Source organism: Thiocapsa bogorovii (genome assembly GCF_021228795.1).
In the GTDB taxonomy this organism is placed as follows: Bacteria; Pseudomonadota; Gammaproteobacteria; order Chromatiales; family Chromatiaceae; genus Thiocapsa; species Thiocapsa bogorovii.
Genome location: NZ_CP089309.1, coordinates 921,525 through 938,065, shown reverse-complemented (window position 1 = coordinate 938,065; position 16,541 = coordinate 921,525). Strand labels below are relative to the sequence as shown.

General features: G+C 62.6%; 13 protein-coding genes and 1 pseudogene. 7 read left to right on the top strand and 7 right to left on the bottom strand.

The genetic code is table 11. The features are described from left to right. Positions 1–5: 5 nt before the first annotated feature. The 4 genes from fabZ to rnhB all read left to right on the top strand — a co-directional run bounded on the left by fabZ (position 6) and on the right by rnhB (position 3,161). Positions 6–497, top strand: coding sequence for a 3-hydroxyacyl-ACP dehydratase FabZ (gene fabZ / locus LT988_RS04300; RefSeq protein WP_408648042.1), 492 nt, complete (start codon positions 6–8; stop codon positions 495–497). Further along, a complete protein-coding gene (gene lpxA, locus LT988_RS04295; RefSeq protein ID WP_232409004.1) occupies positions 494–1,264 on the top strand; it encodes an acyl-ACP--UDP-N-acetylglucosamine O-acyltransferase in 771 nt (256 codons plus the stop codon). The genes fabZ and lpxA overlap by 4 nt, the downstream gene beginning before the upstream one ends. Next, a complete protein-coding gene (gene lpxB, locus LT988_RS04290; protein WP_232409003.1) occupies positions 1,264–2,403 on the top strand; it encodes a lipid-A-disaccharide synthase in 1,140 nt (379 codons plus the stop codon). Before lpxA ends, lpxB begins: the two co-directional genes overlap by 1 nt. A 152-nt stretch (positions 2,404–2,555) precedes the next feature. Next, positions 2,556–3,161: a ribonuclease HII gene (rnhB, locus tag LT988_RS04285; protein WP_232409002.1), complete on the top strand. Its 606-nt coding sequence runs from the start codon at positions 2,556–2,558 to the stop codon at positions 3,159–3,161. Between the two features lie 78 nt (positions 3,162–3,239). Here the strand turns inward: rnhB and LT988_RS04280 are convergent, their stop codons facing one another. From LT988_RS04280 to LT988_RS04270, 3 genes are all read right to left on the bottom strand, one after another. Next, positions 3,240–6,341 carry an efflux RND transporter permease subunit gene (locus tag LT988_RS04280; protein ID WP_232409001.1) on the bottom strand — a complete coding sequence of 1,034 codons (3,102 nt, stop codon included), beginning with the start codon at positions 6,339–6,341 and terminating at the stop codon, positions 3,240–3,242. Continuing rightward, positions 6,338–7,423: an efflux RND transporter periplasmic adaptor subunit gene (locus tag LT988_RS04275; protein ID WP_232409000.1), complete on the bottom strand. Its 1,086-nt coding sequence runs from the start codon at positions 7,421–7,423 to the stop codon at positions 6,338–6,340. Before LT988_RS04275 ends, LT988_RS04280 begins: the two co-directional genes overlap by 4 nt. 177 nt (positions 7,424–7,600) lie before the next feature. Continuing rightward, complete coding sequence (locus tag LT988_RS04270) at positions 7,601–8,023, bottom strand: SufE family protein (RefSeq protein WP_232408999.1); 423 nt, start codon at positions 8,021–8,023, stop codon at positions 7,601–7,603. A gap of 151 nt (positions 8,024–8,174) precedes the next feature. Here LT988_RS04270 and LT988_RS04265 point away from each other — a divergent pair. Then, a pseudogene (locus LT988_RS04265) lies at positions 8,175–9,563 on the top strand (IS1380-like element ISTro1 family transposase); the annotation flags it as partial. Between the two features lie 403 nt (positions 9,564–9,966). On the opposite strand, the gene LT988_RS04260 reads toward LT988_RS04265, so the two are convergent. The 3 genes from LT988_RS04260 to LT988_RS04250 all read right to left on the bottom strand — a co-directional run bounded on the left by LT988_RS04260 (position 9,967) and on the right by LT988_RS04250 (position 12,363). After that, positions 9,967–10,293, bottom strand: a complete 327-nt coding sequence (locus LT988_RS04260) for a HesB/IscA family protein (RefSeq protein ID WP_232408998.1) — start codon at positions 10,291–10,293, stop codon at positions 9,967–9,969. 146 nt (positions 10,294–10,439) lie between these two features. Next, on the bottom strand, positions 10,440–11,102 hold the full coding sequence (locus LT988_RS04255) for an LON peptidase substrate-binding domain-containing protein (RefSeq protein WP_232408997.1): 663 nt from the start codon (positions 11,100–11,102) through the stop codon (positions 10,440–10,442). Positions 11,103–11,307: 205 nt separating this feature from the next. Next, positions 11,308–12,363: an AraC family transcriptional regulator gene (locus LT988_RS04250; protein ID WP_232408996.1), complete on the bottom strand. Its 1,056-nt coding sequence runs from the start codon at positions 12,361–12,363 to the stop codon at positions 11,308–11,310. A gap of 134 nt (positions 12,364–12,497) precedes the next feature. Between LT988_RS04250 and LT988_RS04245 the strand changes: the two genes are divergently transcribed. Continuing rightward, a complete protein-coding gene (locus LT988_RS04245; RefSeq protein ID WP_232408995.1) occupies positions 12,498–14,000 on the top strand; it encodes a DUF1254 domain-containing protein in 1,503 nt (500 codons plus the stop codon). Positions 14,001–14,141: 141 nt separating this feature from the next. Then, the gene (locus tag LT988_RS04240; protein ID WP_232408994.1) at positions 14,142–15,755 is read left to right on the top strand and encodes a DUF1254 domain-containing protein; all 1,614 of its coding nucleotides are present in this window, start codon (positions 14,142–14,144) and stop codon (positions 15,753–15,755) included. A gap of 280 nt (positions 15,756–16,035) precedes the next feature. Here LT988_RS04240 and LT988_RS04235 read toward each other — a convergent pair whose 3' ends face one another. Beyond that, positions 16,036–16,512, bottom strand: a complete 477-nt coding sequence (locus tag LT988_RS04235) for a DUF302 domain-containing protein (RefSeq protein ID WP_232408993.1) — start codon at positions 16,510–16,512, stop codon at positions 16,036–16,038. Positions 16,513–16,541: the final 29 nt, after the last annotated feature.

The window sequence follows — 16,541 nt, the reverse complement described above, 5'->3', positions numbered from 1 at the left end:
ATTCCATGCCGACGGATTCTGATTTGCGTCTTGATCGCTCGGAGGACGTCGTGAGCACAATGGACATTCATAAGGTGCTGAGCCTCTTGCCGCACCGTTACCCGTTCCTATTGGTCGACAAGGTCATCGACTACAAGGTGAACGCCTATCTGACCGCCTTGAAGAACGTCTCATACAACGAGCCTTTCTTCATGGGTCATTTCCCGGTGCGCCCGGTGATGCCCGGCGTCTTGATCATCGAGGCGCTGGCGCAGGCGACCGGATTGTTGGCGATGGTCTCGCGTCCGGACGAGGTCGGCAACAAGCTGTACTACTTTGTCGGTATCGACAAGGCCCGGTTCAAACGACCGGTCGAGCCGGGTGATCAGTTGATTTTGGACGTCAAGCTCGGCCCCGTCCGTCGCGGGATCTGGAAGTTCGACGCCGAGGCGCGCGTTGATGATCGGGTCGTGGCCAGCGCCGAGATCATGTGCACGGCGCGAGACGTGACCGCTTGATTCATCCGACCGCCTTGGTCGATCCGGGGGCGTCGCTGGATTCCGATGTCGAGGTCGGTCCCTTCGCCGTCGTCGGGTCGGATGTCGAGATCGGTTCGGGTAGCCGAATCGGCCCCCACGCCGTGATCAAGGGTCCGACCCGGATCGGGCGCGACAATCGGATCTTTCAGTTCGCGAGTGTCGGTGAAGACCCCCAGGACAAGAAATACGGCGGCGAGACAACACGCCTGGAGATCGGTGATCGCAATCAGATCCGCGAGTTCACGACGCTCCATCGCGGCACGGTCCAAGACCGAGGCGTGACCCGGATCGGCAACGATAATCTCCTGATGGCCTATGTCCATGTGGCACACGACTGCCGAATCGGCAACAACGTCATCATGGCCAACGCCGCCTCACTTGGCGGCCATGTCGAGATCCAGGACTGGGCCATCCTCGGCGGCTTCACCATCGTCCACCAGTTTTGCAGGATCGGCACCCACGGTTTCTGTGCCATGGGGTCGGTTTTGGGCAAAGACGTCCCTCCCTACGTAACCGTCGGCGGGCACCCGGCCGAGCCTCGGGGTATCAACGCCGAAGGATTGCGTCGACGCGGGTTCTCGGATGGGGCCATTCAAGCGATCAAGCGCGCCTATCGCACACTCTATCTGGGGAATCTGAAGCTGGCCGAGGCGATCGCCGAGCTGACCCGGATGTCCGCCGACATTCCCGAGATCGGCCCTATGGCGGACTTCATCTCCGACAGCAGTCGCAGTATCGTGCGCTGATGTTCCGGGTCGGGATCGTCGCGAACGAGGCCTCCGGCGACATCCTGGGTGCCGCGCTGGCGCGAGAGATCCGCAAACGCGTCCCCGAGGTCCGCTTCGTCGGCGTGGCCGGGCCGCGCATGCAGGAGGAGGGCTGCGAGTCTCTGTTCGCCATGGAACGGCTTTCGGTGATGGGTCTAATGGAAGTTCTCGGCCAGCTTCGCGAGCTGCTCGGTCTCAGACGCGATCTGGTGCGCTATTTCGTCGAGAATCCCCCGGACGTCTTCATCGGCGTGGATGCACCCGACTTCAATCTCGGTCTTGAGCGGCGACTGCGCGAGGCTGGGATTCGCACCGTCCACATGGTCAGTCCTACCGTCTGGGCCTGGCGTCCGGGTCGGGTCAAGTCGATTCGCCGCTCCGTCGATCTCATGCTGAGTGTCTTTCCGTTCGAGGAGACCTTCCTGCGCGAGCACGGCGTGCCGGCCCGTTATGTCGGTCATCCGCTCGCCGACGAGATCCCGCTTGAGATCGACCGCGTCGGTGCGCGACGAGCCCTCGGTCTGCCTCAGTTCGGATCCATCGTCGCCCTGCTGCCCGGCAGCCGAACGGGCGAGGTCGAGCGTCTGGCCGGGCCCTTCATCGAGACCGCCGCGCGTTGCCTCTCCGCCCGAGCCGACCTGCGGTTCGTCGTCCCACTGGTCAACGCCCGGCTGCGCGAACGCTTCAGCCAAACCCTGGAGCAGGTCGCGCCGCATCTCCCGATCACCCTGGTCGACGGGCGCAGCCGCGAGGTCCTCGCCTCGGCCGATGTCGTGCTGACCGCTTCGGGAACGGCAACGCTGGAAACCCTGTTGTCAAAGCGCCCGATGGTCGTCGCCTATCGGGTCCATCCCATGTCCTATCACCTGGTCAAACAGCTCGGACTGGTCAAGGTGCCTTATATCGCGATGGCGAATCTGCTCGCCGAGAAGGAGCTTGCGCCGGAATTCATTCAAGACCGCTGTCGCGCCGATTTACTTGCGCCGGCTGTGCTGGCTTTTCTGGATGATAAGGAGCGTGTGGCCGAGATCCAGGCCGAGTACCGGCGCATCCATCTCTGGCTCCGACAGGATGCCGCAGCGAGCGCAGCGCAAGCTGTCCTCGATCTCATGGGGTAGTGAATCGCGTCCGGTCTCGTCCGTGCCGTCTCACCTCGGATTCGCGCGTCGATGCGCAAAACGCCCCGTTGGGGACGCGATTCAAGAAGTTTTTGTTTTTTCACTAGAAACGCGTCGAAGAAAAGGCCTTTGGCGGCCTCGACGATGCGGATATGAGGTTAAGCTTGTTGATCACCCCGGACGCGGTTTTGTGGGTCGCAGGTGTCGACGAGGCAGGCAGAGGCCCGCTGGCCGGTCCGGTCAGTGCCGCTGCGGTCATCCTGGATCCGGCGCGCCCGATCCCCGGTCTGGACGATTCCAAGAAGCTGACGCCGGCTCGGCGCATCGCCTTGGATCTGGAGATCCGCGAGTGCGCCCTGGCGTGGTCTGTCGCTTGGGCGAGCGCGGAAGAGATCGACCGAATCAATATCCTCCAAGCGTCCATGCTCGCGATGCAGCGCGCCGTTGCGGCCTTGAAGGTGCGGCCGACGCGGGTGCTCGTCGACGGCAATCGTTGTCCGGATTTGGGGTGTGAGACCGAGGCGATCGTTGGCGGCGACGGTTTGGTCCCATCGATCGGTGCCGCCTCGATCCTCGCGAAGGTTGCGCGCGACCGACTCATGCGCGATCTGGACGGCACGTTTCCAGGCTATGGCTTTGCCGGCCACAAAGGCTATCCGACGCGCTCGCACATCGAGGCACTACGCCGACTCGGACCTTGTCCGGAGCATCGGCGCAGCTTCGGGCCGGTTCGAGCATTGATCCAGGTCACGGCCTAATCGGTCTCGTCACGGCCCTGCTGGCGCTCGTCGATAGCCCGTTGGCGGTGCCCATCATCGGCCCAGCCCCTCGGTCTCTCAAGATGCCTCCATTTCGCGCTCGAGCCGCCGCTTCACGTCGCCGGGCGATCCGGTATGGCGGGCGAGCAGGTCATAGGCGACCGGGACCACGAACAGGGTAAAGACCGTCGCCGCGAGCACGCCCGCGAGGATGACGGTACCGATGACCGAGCGTGTCTCCGCACCTGCACCACTCGAGAGGAGCAGGGGAAGCGAGCCGGCGGCGGTGGTGATTCCCGTCATGACGATGGGGCGCAGACGCACGTCGGCCGCTTCGAGCAGCGCCTCGCGGAACGCCTTGCCTTGGTCGCGCAGCTGGTTGGCGAACTCGACGATCAGGATGCCGTTCTTGGCGGCGAGGCCGACCAGCATAATGAGTCCGATCTGGCTGTAGATGTTGAGCGTTTGTCCGGTCAGCCAGAGGGCGAGGAGCGCACCCGCCATGGCCAGCGGGACCGTCAGCATGATGACGAGCGGATGGATCCAGCTCTCGAACTGTGCCGCCAGCACCAGGAACACCACCAGCAGACCCAGAACGAACACGAAGAGGATGTCTTGGTTGCTCGATCGGAAGTCACGGCTCTGACCCTTATAGTCGATCTGGGCCTGCTCGGGCAGGTGCTCGGCGACCTTGGCCTCGAGGTAGCTCAGGGCATCGCCGAGCGCAAGCCCGGAATCCAGGTTCGCCTCGATGGTGATGGCGCGCAGCCGGTTGTAGCGATTCAGGCTCTGCGAATCGGCCGATTCGATCACGCTGACCAGATTGGACAAGGGGATCAGCTCACCGCTGCGATCCGATCGCACATAGAGGTTTTCCAGGCTCCCCGGCGTGCGCTGCTCGTCGCGCTCGCCTTCGAGGATGACATCGTATTCCTCACCGGCATCCAGATAGGTCGTCACCTTGCGCGACCCGAGCATGGTCTCGAGCGTGCGTCCGATGTTGCCGACCGTCACCCCGAGATCGGCCGCGCGATCGTAGTCGATCTCGACTTTGAGCTGTGGTTTGGTCTCCTTGTAGTCCCAGTCGATGCCGGTCAGACCTGGGTTGTCTTCATTGATGGCCTCGAGCAGCAGGTCGCGCCACTGCGCAAGCTCCTCGTAGGTCCCGCCGCCGATCACGAACTGAACCGGCTTCTGGATGCGCGCGCCGAATCCCTGACGCATGACCGGGAAAGCGGTTACACCGGGTAGATCGGCGAGCTTCGCCCGCACCTCGTCCATGATGATCCAGCCCGAACGGCGTTTGTCGAAGTCGTTCAGGACCATCACGACGATGCCGGTGTTGAAGAGCGCGGTATTGGAGAAGGTCCGAGGCGCTCGCACGAGCAGTCGGATCGCCTCGCCCGACTCGGCATAGGGCATGAGCCGTTCCTCGATCTTGTCCATGTATTCGCTCATGTATCCATACGATGCGCCTTCCGGGCCGTTGACCAGGACAAAAAAGGCACCGCGATCCTCTTTCGGCGCATATTCCTGCGGGATCTGCTCGAACAGCCAAACCGCTGCGCCGAGTGTCCCGATGAAGGCCAGCACGACGATCCAGGGCTGACGCAGCAAGAACCGCAGTACCGTACCGTATCCGCGGCGCACCCACTGGAAGACCCAGTCGACCCCGTGCGTGAGGGATGCGCGCCGATGCGACTGGGGCAGGATCTGGGAGGCGAGCATCGGCGATAGCGACAGGGCGACGAAGGACGAGAAGGCTACCGCCGCGGCCATGGTCAGTGCGAATTCGGCGAAGAGTCGCCCGACGTCGCCCTGTAAGAAGGCGATGGGCACGAAGACCGCGATCAAGACGATGGTGGTGGCCACGACGGCGAAAGCCACCTGACGGGTTCCGCGATAGGCGGCGACCAGCCGTGTCTCTCCGTACTGCTCCATGCGGCGATGGATGTTCTCGAGCACCACGATGGCGTCGTCCACGACCAGCCCGATCGCCAGGACCAGCGCCAGCAAGGTGAGGATGTTCACGGAGAAGCCGAGCCAGAGCAGGACCGTGAAGGTCGCCACGATCGAGACCGGGACGGTGACGGCCGGCACCAGCATCGCGCGCACGCTGCCCAAGAACAGGAAGATGATCAGGATGACCAGGCCGATGGCGATCGCGAGCGTCTTGTAGACCTCCTCGATGGCATCCTTGACGAAAACGGAGGAGTCAAAGCTTTGTTTGATCTCCATGCCCTCCGGTAGGGTCGGGTTGATCCGGGCCGCCTCGGCCTTGGCCGCATCCGCTACGGCGACGGTGTTCGCGGTCGATTGCTTGATCACGCCGATGCCGACCATGGGCACACCGTTGCCCCGGAAGAAGGTCCGGTTCTCCTCGGTGCCGCGCTCCACCCGGGCAACGTCGCCGAGCCTGACCAGGTAACCGTCGGAGCCCTGCTTCAGGACCAGGCCGGCGAAGTCATCGGCATCGTTGAAGGCACGGCTCGTGCGAACACTGAACTGCCGATCGACCGACTCGATGCCGCCGGCCGGCAGCTCCAGGTTCTCCGCGCGCAGCGCGTTCTCCACATCGGTCACCGTCAATTCCCGCGCGGCCAACTCGTTGCGGTCGAGCCAGACGCGCATCGCGTAGACCTGATTGCCGCCGACGCGGATCCGGGCCACCCCGTCGAGCACCGAAAAGCGGTCCACCAGGTAGCGACGGGCGTAGTCCGAGAGCTCCGGGACGGTCATGCGGTCGCTGACCAGATTCAGCCACATGATGACGTCTTCGTTGCTGTCGACCTTTTGGATCTCGGGCGGCTCGGCCTCGACGGGGAGTTGATCGAGTACGGCCGAGACACGATCGCGGATGTCGTTTGCGGCACCGTCGATGTCGCGGTCGATGTTGAACTCGATGGTGATGGCCGAGCGCCCGTCCTCGCTGACGGATTCGACCGTGCGGATGCCCTCCACACCCGCGATGCGATCCTCGATCAGCTGGGTGATCCGCGTCTCGACGACGTTGGCCGCGGCACCCGGATAGACGGTCTCGATCGAGACGACCGGAGGGTCGATGTCCGGATACTCGCGCAGCGGCAGTCGATCGAAGGCGACCAAGCCGAACGCGACCAGCAAGAGGGAGAGGACGGTGGCGAGTACCGGGCGGGTGATCGAGATGTCCGATAGGATCATCGTGCGGGGTCCGCCACGCCCTTCGTGTCGGCTTGAGCGTCATCCCTGCGTGCGATCTCGACAGGTTGTCCCGGACGCGCTTTGAGGTGGCCGTGCTCGATGACGCGATCGCCTTTCGCAAGTCCCTCGCGCACCTCCACCAGGCCGGGCTTGCGCGCGCCGATCTGGATCTGACGGCGCTCCGAGGTCAAACCATCCCCGTCCTCCACGATGACCTGCACGAAGTGATCCTGGCCTTGGTGCAGAATCGCGGCTTCCGGCACGACCAGCGCGTCGCGCGGATCCACCAGGAGCTCGACCCGCATCAGCAGTCCGGGCTTGAGCGTGCGCTCCGGATTGGGGATCACGGCGCGCACCTGAATGGAGCGAGTGACCGGGTCGACGCGACTGTCGACACCCCGCACCACACCCTCGAAGGTCCGATCTCCGTAGGCCGGGGCGCGCGCCTCGATTCTCAGCCCCGGCACAAGCGCGCTCATGAAGACGCTCGGGACCGTGAAATCAAGCTTCATAAAGCTGTCGTCATCGAGCGTCGTAATCGTATCGGCCGGCTCGACCAGCGTGCCGCGACTGACGTTGCGAAGCCCCAGCACGCCGTCGAAGGGTGCCTTGATGAGGCGGTCTGACAGGCGTGATTCGATGGCCACCAAGACGGCGCGGGCCGCGTCGAGGTCACGTTTACGCTCGTCGAGCAGCGACTCGGATGCGGCGCCCTGCGCCACCAATGCCTTGACCCGCTGGTACTGACGCTCGGCCTCAACCGCCCGCACCTGCGCCTCGTCGAGTTGGGCATGCTGTTCGACGCTGGTCAGCTCGACCAGGATGTCGCCTTCACTGACGCGTTGGCCGTCGTCGAAGTGAATTGCCGAGATCGTCTCGGTGACATTCGCGGTGATGTTGACCGATTCGTTGGCCTTCAGAGTCCCGAGTGCTTCGACCCGCTCGGCCAAAGGCATCGATCGGGCTTCCGCAACCAAGACGGCGACGGCTGATGCGGGGCTCGGTGCCGTCAGGGTTGCGGTGACGAAGACGCAGGGTAGGCAACGCGTGAGGAGACGGGTGACCGGTCGTAGGGATGGCATGCGTCGAATCCGTGTTGTCGGGCAGGCGTGCGTTAGCGGATCCCTATCGATGCGTCGGCTCGCCTCGCATCCGCTCATGTTGGATCCGCCTTCAGCGACAGGGTTTGGAGACACCGGGAGCCCGTTTCCGGGTCTGTGCCTTGTCGGCGCACGCGTCGACAAAGGAACGATCGGATCTCAGCAGGGCGTCGATCTGGCCTGTCCCTTCATCTTATTGACGATGGCATAAACGCCGACATGCCGATTCGGGCTCAGGTGCTCTTGGAGACGGAGCGCCTCGAACAGTTCCTCGACGTCGAGTGCCTCGATCTCTTCGGGTCGCTTTTCGGAGAAGAGCCCAACCAGAAGGGCGACCACACCTTTAATGATCGCGGTGTCGCAATCACCCGTGAACTCGAGGTGTCCAGGTTGATCAGGGATCGGTCGCGCCGCCGTGTGCACCAAGCTCATGCACTCGACGACGCGGTTCTTATCGGTCTTCTCTTCGGGCGGCATCGGCGGGAGACGTTCGCCGATCTCGACGAGGTATTGGTAGCGCTCGTCCCAATCACCGAGAAGCTCGAAGTTCTCAAGGATCTCGGCCATTTCATCGTTGAGCATGGATGCGGAAGTTTTCCAAGTTGAGACCAAATAGATCGAAGCGAAGGACCTAGCCCGAATATTTCATAAAAAAGGGCGACTCTCGTTCAACCCATTGATAAAATGGCTGTTCCGCCAAGAACGCTTCGGAAGAAGCTAAACGAGGTCGCCCATGCCCGAGTCTACCCCGGAACAGCTGCGTTTTCCCCCGGTCGCCGGTTTCACGGTCCGCGGCGACTTCGACGGCGGCGCCATGTCGTCTGACTTTGGCCCCATGATTCTGCGCGGGGTTGATCGGCAGATCGGCCTGACCGAGCGGTTGAGCGCAGCGATCGATGATTGGCGCCATCCGTCCTACACCACCCATCCGATGCGTGAGCTGATCGCGCAACGGGTCTACCAGATCGCCTGTGCTTACGAAGACGGCAACGACGCCAATGCGCTGCGCCGTGATGCGCTGTTCAAGCTGGGGCTGGAGCGCAAGCCGCTGGATGCGACGACGGACCTGGCCAGCGGGCCGACCTTCTCGCGTTTGGAGAATGGGGTCGGCGCGCGCGACCTCTACCGCATGGCGCAGGCCTTCGTCGAGGCCTTCATCGCCAGCTACCCGAAGGCGCCGCAGGTGATCGTGCTCGATATGGACCACTCCGAAGACGCCACCCATGGCCAGCAGGAGTTCGCGTTCTACAATCATCACTACGGCAACCATTGCTACTTGCCGCTGTTTCTCTTCGAGGGCCTCTCGGGGAAGTTCATCACCGCGGTGCTGCGTCCCGGCAAGCGCCCCACCGGCGCCGAGAACGCGATGATCCTCAAGCGCGTGCTCAAGCGGCTGCGGGCCGCGTGGCCACGCACACGCATCATCCTGCGCGGCGACGGACACTTCTCCAACCCCGAGTTGATGGCCTTGGCGATGGCCGATCCGTTGACGGATTTCATCTTCGGCCTGGCGGGTAACCGGGCTCTCACGCCACGGGCCGAGCCGTTCTTGGCCGACGCCCGCAAGCTCCATGCGCTGCGCATCGAGAACGCCCGGCGCGCCGACGCCGACGTACCCGAGCGGACCCGCACCTACCACGAGGTTGACTACCGTGCCGGTTCCTGGCCCGGCGCGTGTCGGACCATCCTCAAAGCCGAGGTGACGGCGCGCGGCGACAACCTCCGCTTCGTCGTCACCTCCTTGGACTTGCCCAGTCCCGAGTGCGTCTACCGCGATCTGTACTGCGCGCGCGGCCAGGACGAGAACTTCATCAAAATGATCAAGAACGATCTGGCCAGCGATCGCACTTCCGACAGCACCTTCTTGGCCAATCAGATGCGCTTGTTCTTCTCCTGCGCCGCTTACGTCTTGCACCAAACGCTGCGCACCGAGGTCCTCGTCGGCACGGAACTGGCCAACGCCCAGCCTGCCACCGTGATCATCAAACTGTTCAAGCTCGCCGTGCGCGTGGTGCAGTACAAAGACCGCGTGCGCCTGCACCTGCCCTCGAGCTGTCCGGTCAAGACGCTGTTGCAGCAGGTCACCGAGAGGCTCTTCAACGCGCAGCCCGGGCGGCGCCCGCCTAGACGCACATACATCCCCGCACGGGGATTTCAGCACGCGCACGACGACTATGCCCACCTCGGGCAGGGCATCGTACGCCTGCGCGGCGACAAAACTACTCGTGCCCCGTTGATCAAGCCCGTTGCCGCTCGGTATTTCCACCATTCAACCCCCGCGGCGTCCCGGTCATCGCCCTCGGTGACGCCCAGCGCCGCGCAAATCCGCGAGGCCAGTGTCGGCTGTGTCGGTTTATGAAACATCCGGGCTAGTGCAATAGGCCGCTCGGAGTCGCTCGCACTGCGCTGGCGCCGGGGTTCTTCTCGCTGTCTTTCCGGATCCTGAATCGCGTCAACGCCGGATCAGCCCAAAGAGTGCCGATCCTGGGCAATGTGACAACATGCCACGTCGTTCCAGACGCGATTCAGACGCTGAAAGACTCGCCGCAACCGCAGGTGTCCTTCACCTTGGGATTTCGGAACTCGAAGCCTTGGTTGAGCAGGCTGGATCGCACAAAGTCGATCTCCATGCCGTCGATGCGGTCGAGACTCTCCTCATCGACGACGACCTTCACGCCATGGCTTTCGAAGACCCGATCGGTCGGCTCCACGGCGTCCGCGTAGTCGACATCGTAGGCAAAGCCGGTGCAGCCGCTCTTGCGGGTGCCGACCCTCAGACCCAGGCCTTGTCCCCGTTTGCTGAGCATGCCGGCGACGTGGCTAGCGGCGGCTTCGGTCAGTGTGACTGCCATTGGTTTAACCCTTCGCTCGTTGACAACTTAAGCTCTCGAAACTAAGCCCCGTGGGCGGTTTTTCAACCCCGCGCCTCTCTAAACCGCCGGTTGCCCGAGTCCGCATCGCGCCGACCACCGACGCGGTCCGAGCGCGCGGACTCTGCTCAGTGGCGGTGCTCGGCGGTGTCCATACTCGCGGCCGCCGACATATCCAGAAGCCCCCGCATCAGCGCGGCCCGGTCGCCCGTTGGGAGGGTCTCGATCAAGGCCTGCTTGTCCTCGGGGCTCAGAGGGAGATGGGCGCAGAGAAGATTTGTCAGGTCCTTGTCGGCCATCTGCTCGACGTCATCCCAGGGGACTTCGACGCCTCGCAGTGCGCAGTAGGCCTTCAGGGAGGTCAGAAAACCTTTGCGATCCGCGATCGGAGAGTCTTTCTCCTGATAGTCGGCCGCGAACCGTTCCCAGTCCGCGCGAACCCGCCGATAGCCGTGCTCCTCGGCGATCTCGCTGATCACTTGGAAGCGGCACACCCCGGTGAGGACCAGGACGATTCTGCCATCCGTCGTCTCGCTGTAGGAGGTGATCCGGCCGGCGCAGCCAATCCGGTGGATCTCCGGGACCTCTTCGGTCATGGTCTCGCTGGTGGGCTGAATCATGCCGATCAGATGATTCGATGCCAACGCATCGGTCACCATTCGGACGTAGCGTGGCTCGAAGATGTTGAGCGGTAGCTGAACCCCCGGCATGACCACGGCCCCCGGCAAGGGAAAGATCGGGATCTCGGCGGGTAGGTCGGAGAACTTCGGAAAGAACGGGGTGCGGGTCATCGGCTGCTCCAGCGCCCGAACCCGCGAGAGGTTCCGGCGATGCGGTTGATCGATTGCGTCGTCAACGGTGTAGATGGGGTGTCGGCCGCACTTCCCTAGTGCAGCGCGGCAGCACGGCTTTTGTACATGCCGCCGGGGCGGCCACCTTGACGCAGCCAGTCGAAGTGGCCGAGCGTCAGGGCGAAGGAAAAATCACGTCACCGGGTCAGGATTTCCCAGCCATTGCGCGACGATACCGCGTCGGTGTTAGGCCCGTGAAGCGGCGGAAGGCTCGCGTGAAATGTTGTTGGCTCTCGTAGCCTGAAGTCATGGCGACATCGATGACCTTGGCACCCGGCTCGTCGAGCAGGCTGCGCGCGAGATCGAAGCGAGCCTCCTGGAGGACCTCTGAATAGGAGCTGCGACTCTGCTGAAGACGGCGCTGCAACGTACGGGTGCTCATCCCGACAATCTCGGCGACAAGGGAAAGATCTGGGCGCCCGCCGTTCAGATAGGGTTGCAGGAGCATGCGCAGGAGATGCAAGAAATCCCAGGCTTCGACCTGGTCGCTCGCCCCGTTTCCCTGCTCAATAGACGCGAGCCCAGTGCGGGACTCAGTGTCTGAAACAGTGTGGGACGGGATCGAGGTGCCACCACAGGGTCGCGCCAGATGCACGCTGTCGATCAGGATGGACGAGTAAGGTTGGCCGACGAGAATGCGGGTGTCGGGTAACGCCTCGCGCGCAAGGTCAGGTGGGGCGTAGCGCGAAACAAAGGTCAGCTCACGCGGACGCCAGTTCGGTCCGGCGAGGTCGCTCATGACGGACATGACGCCTTGCAGGTTCAGCCACTCTGCAAAGCAGATGAAGGGGTGGCGCCCCAAATGAACCATGTCACAGATGACGCGGGTCTGATCGCCTTCCTGCCGCAGGCTCACCCGGAGACCATTGTCCTCCCGACAGGCGATCCGGATGAATGCCTCCAGACGCCTGTAGCCGGTCTGCGCCGCGAGCATCTCCGTCAGATGGACGGGCTTGATGGATGCCCGAGACGCTTGTCGAGCACCCAGAAAGCCAAGCGCCATGGGCTCCAGGTCACGACCGCAGTGCGCGATCCACTCGATGGCAACAGGAACACTGACGTAGAGATCCGGTGTCTCTTCAATCTGGGGCGGCAAACGAGACCGCGCGAGTTCACGATCGACCGGCATCCCGATCCGGCGCATCACCACCAGATAATCGCGCAAATGCGCCGCCCTGACGATCGCGAGCCTGGGGCTCAACCCTCGCCTCCCCCTCGGGCTACCCATCTCGCCTCCCGCCGCGCCCCGGAAACTTGGCGTGAAATGGGCAAAACAGGCATCGGACAACAGGTAGCGTTGAGAGCGAACATCAAACTCGCAGAGGTGGATTGACGGTGACTCAAGTGATGGCGTCCGCCTGCGCGATTGCACTCGTCTTGGCGGTTGGACCGGCATTCGCGCAGGTCTCTCCCGAAACCCTGGCTTCCATCTCGATCCCCGACAAGGTCGAAACCTCGATTGGCACCCTGGAGTTCTTCGATGGCGTGCCGAAGGACACCACCGTTGCCGCCGTCTACGACAACCTCGACCGGATGCGGGGAACGGTCGTGTTCCTCGACAACATCGGCGCTGTTTCGATGTACGCGGTTCGCACAGGCCTTGCCGATGCCGGTGCAAAGGGCGCGAACAAGATCGCCCTGTTCGAAGAGTTGCTGGATTCTCAAACCCTTGTCGTCACCGCGAACACGTCGACGCTGTACGCCTACACCTACACCGATCTCGCCCAGGACGGCCCGACCGTAATCGAGGTCCCGCCCGGCATGCTGGGATTTCTGGACGACGCCTGGCAGCGCTATGTCGGCAACATGGGCGTCACGGGCCCGGACAAGGGCAAGGGCGGCAACTATCTGGTGATCCCTCCCGGCTATAGCGGCGAGATCCCCGATGGCTACTTCCTGCTCAAGCCGCCGACAAATCGGAACTTTCTGTTCCTGCGCGGCTCGATCAAGGACGGGCTGAAGCCCGCGGTTGAGAATATCACGTCCAATCTGAAGGTCTATCCGCTGAAAGATGCCGCAAACCCGGAGGCGACCGAATTCTTCAACCTGTCGAGCAAGGCATTCAACACGGTATTCCCAAGCGATTTCAGCTACTTCGAGGCGTTGAATCAAGTCATCCAGGATGAGCCCATCGATGCGATCAGTCCCGAGGTGCGCGGCGCCATCGCCGCCATCGGCATTGTCAAGGGCCAGCCCTTCGCCCCGGACGAGCGGATGAAAGCGCTGCTGGCCGAGGCCGCCACCATCGGCGACGCCACCTCTCGCGCCATCACCTACCACCCGAGGATCGCCGGCGTGAAGATCTATCCGGACGATCCCAAAAGCGTCTGGTCCACCGCATTCGCCAACCGCAACACGCGCTTTGAGGCGGACGGGACGATGGGTCTGGATGCACGCGTGCTCTACTATTTCAACGCGGGCGGCGTAACCCCGGCCATGGCCACCACGCATGCAGGCAAAGGGTCCGACTATGCGCTGGCGCTGCTCGATGCCAACATGCAGCCGTTCGACGGCGCCAAGACCTACAAGCTGCATTTGCCCAAGGATGTGCCGGTCAACGATTTTTGGGCGGTAACGATCTACGACACCCAGACGCGCTCGCAGTTGCAAACCAGCCAGCGCTTTCCCACGGCCGGCAGTCAAAGCAAGGGCATGACCCAAAACCCGGATGGGTCCTATGATCTCTATTTCGCGCCGCATGCCCCCGAAGGGAAAGCAGGAAACTGGCTTCAGACCGTCCCGGGCAAGAGTTGGTTCACGATCCTGCGGATGTATGGCCCGCTTGAGCCCTGGATCAACAAGGCCTGGCGGCCAGGCGAGATCGAACTCGTGCAATAAATGGCTGGGGGGAACAGGATCATCGATTGCACTGAGGCAGAAGTCCCGCCCGTCGACTGCCAATGGCCGAAAGGATGATCGACACCTGCGGGCTCAATGAACGCACCGGACATCAGTTAAAGAATCCAGAGGAATCACACCATGCCCCGAATTCCCATGACCTGCGGGTTTGTGCTGGCCATGTCGCTGGCCGGCGCAGCGCAGGCCGAAGTGGCGAAAGAGACGATTGAATCCCTTGGCGCGCCCGACAGCGTCGAGACCTCGATCGGAACGCTGGACTTCAAAGACGGCGCTCCCAGCGCCGACACCGCTCAGAAGGTCTTCGATGCGCTCGACTTCACGCGCGCGCTGAACGTCTACAACAACAGCTTTCGCGGGGCGTCCGCCCTGGGGTTCCACAAGGGCTTCCAGAGCATCGGCGCCGACTACAACGACGTCGTCATCACGTCTGAACTGCTCGACTCCGCGTCCCTTTTCCTGACCGGCAACGCCGACACCGTTTATTACATCTCCGTCATCGATCTTTCAAAAGGCCCGATGGTGATCGAACAGCCCTCTGATGGCGTCGGCACGATCAACGACATGTGGTTCTCGTGGATCATCGACGTCGGCGGCCCAGGGCCGGATCGCGGTCGGGGCGGCAAGTATCTGATCGTCGGACCTGACTACGACGGGCCACTGCCCGAGGGCGGATACTTCGTCGCCCATTCCAAGACCAACCGGGTCCTTTATGCCTCGCGCGCCTATCTGGTGGACAACGATCCCAAGCCGGCAGTCGCGAACGTCAAGGCCAACATGAAGATCTACCCCTATGCGGAGGGTGCCTTCGGCACGAGCATCGCGCAGGCGTTGACCGGCGCAGTTCGCCTCGGGCAAGACCCGAAGATCCCCGACACCAGGTTCGTCGAGGCCAGCACCCTGTCGATGAACACCATCCCGCCCAGCGATTTCGGCTTCTATGAGTGGATCGACGAGAACGTCCAGGCCGAACCCGCCACCAGCTATGACGTGGAGCTCTCCGGACAACTCGCTGCCATCGGCATCGTCAAAGGCAAGGAGTTCGCGCCTGACGAGCGGATGAAGAAGATCCTCACCGACGCCGCCGCCGTTGGGCAGGCGGCCGGACGGGTGCTGAATTGGCGCCCCTACGGCGCCCATCCGGAATGGGCCTATTACGAGGGGTCGATGTGGGGAAACATGCTCTGGGATGGCGGCGCATTTTTCGAGACCCCGCCGCCGGTGTTTGAGGATGGGGTGTTCAAACCGCTGCCCCCGACCGGCGCCCGCACACTCGATTCACGCACGGCCTTTTACTACGGCTACACGCTCGACAGCCCCGGCATGATCATGACCATCCCCGGTGTCGGATCGCAGTATCTGATGGGCTTTCTGGATGCGAACGGCGTACCGATGGACGGTGCCAAGACCTATCAGGTGACATTGCCCAAAGACATTCCCGCCAAGGCGTTCTGGTCATTCACGGTCTACGACAACCAGACACGCTCGATGCTGAAGACGCCGCAGAAATACCCGCGTGCGGGTTCGCAAAGCTATCCCTCACCGGCGGCGAAGGCGGCTGAGGATGGCACCACCACCGTCTGGTTCAGCCCCGAGCAACCTGATGGCGTCGATCGCGGCAACTGGATCCAAACGGATCCGAACAAGGGCTGGTTCACCATCCTGCGCCTCTACAGCCCGCTGCCGTCGTTCTTCGACAAGTCCTGGCAGCCAACTGAAATCGAACCGATGAATTAAGCCAAGGTCTCGACCATGGCCTGCGTCAGCCACTCGCGGTCCTTGCAGTACGCCGCGGTGTTGCTGCTGCACGGCGCCATGCCGGCAATCAAGCGCGTGAGGGCCGCACTGTCCACGTCCTGCCGGCAACCGCTATCCGCCTAGAGCGACTGCGCCGGTAACATCGCCGGTCTCGGTCGGTGGAAACATCCGCTCGCGATGATCCGGCGAAAACCACCCCACTTTATCGAGCAGTTGCGGGCCGGCGAGAAGGTTCAAGATTCAGCGCGGCGGACGTCTATTAATGAGCAAAGCTTACGAACTGATTTTGCTCGTCCGACACAGGACCCCCCATGACCTCGGAAATGGTTCCGCCGAATAGCCGACCCATGAGTCCGGCGTTCACATGAGCGATATAGACCTTACCATCCTGTTTCTCATAGACAGAAATGGTACAGGGCATCATGACCGAGACGAATCGCTCGTCGTCTTGGCTAAGGATCTTCGCCGCGTGATTCGCCTGGCATAAATCGATGAGACGAACCGGAAGGATCTTGCCCCCGCCGTGTTTCTCGACCGATTTATCCAATTGTTTGACGCCGGAGACGACCCATCCCGCAGCAATGGCGTTTTGGCTGATCTTCTCGACCGTTTCGTCCAGACCGTAAGGGCTTTGATGCTCGTGAATCATCATGGAGGGCGCGAATGCGACGCTTACGGCGGCGATGCCGAGTACGCCAACCACTAGCCCGGCCAAGAAAATAAAAAACTTGCTCATGGCATTGCTCTCTTGCTTAAGATGTGGAT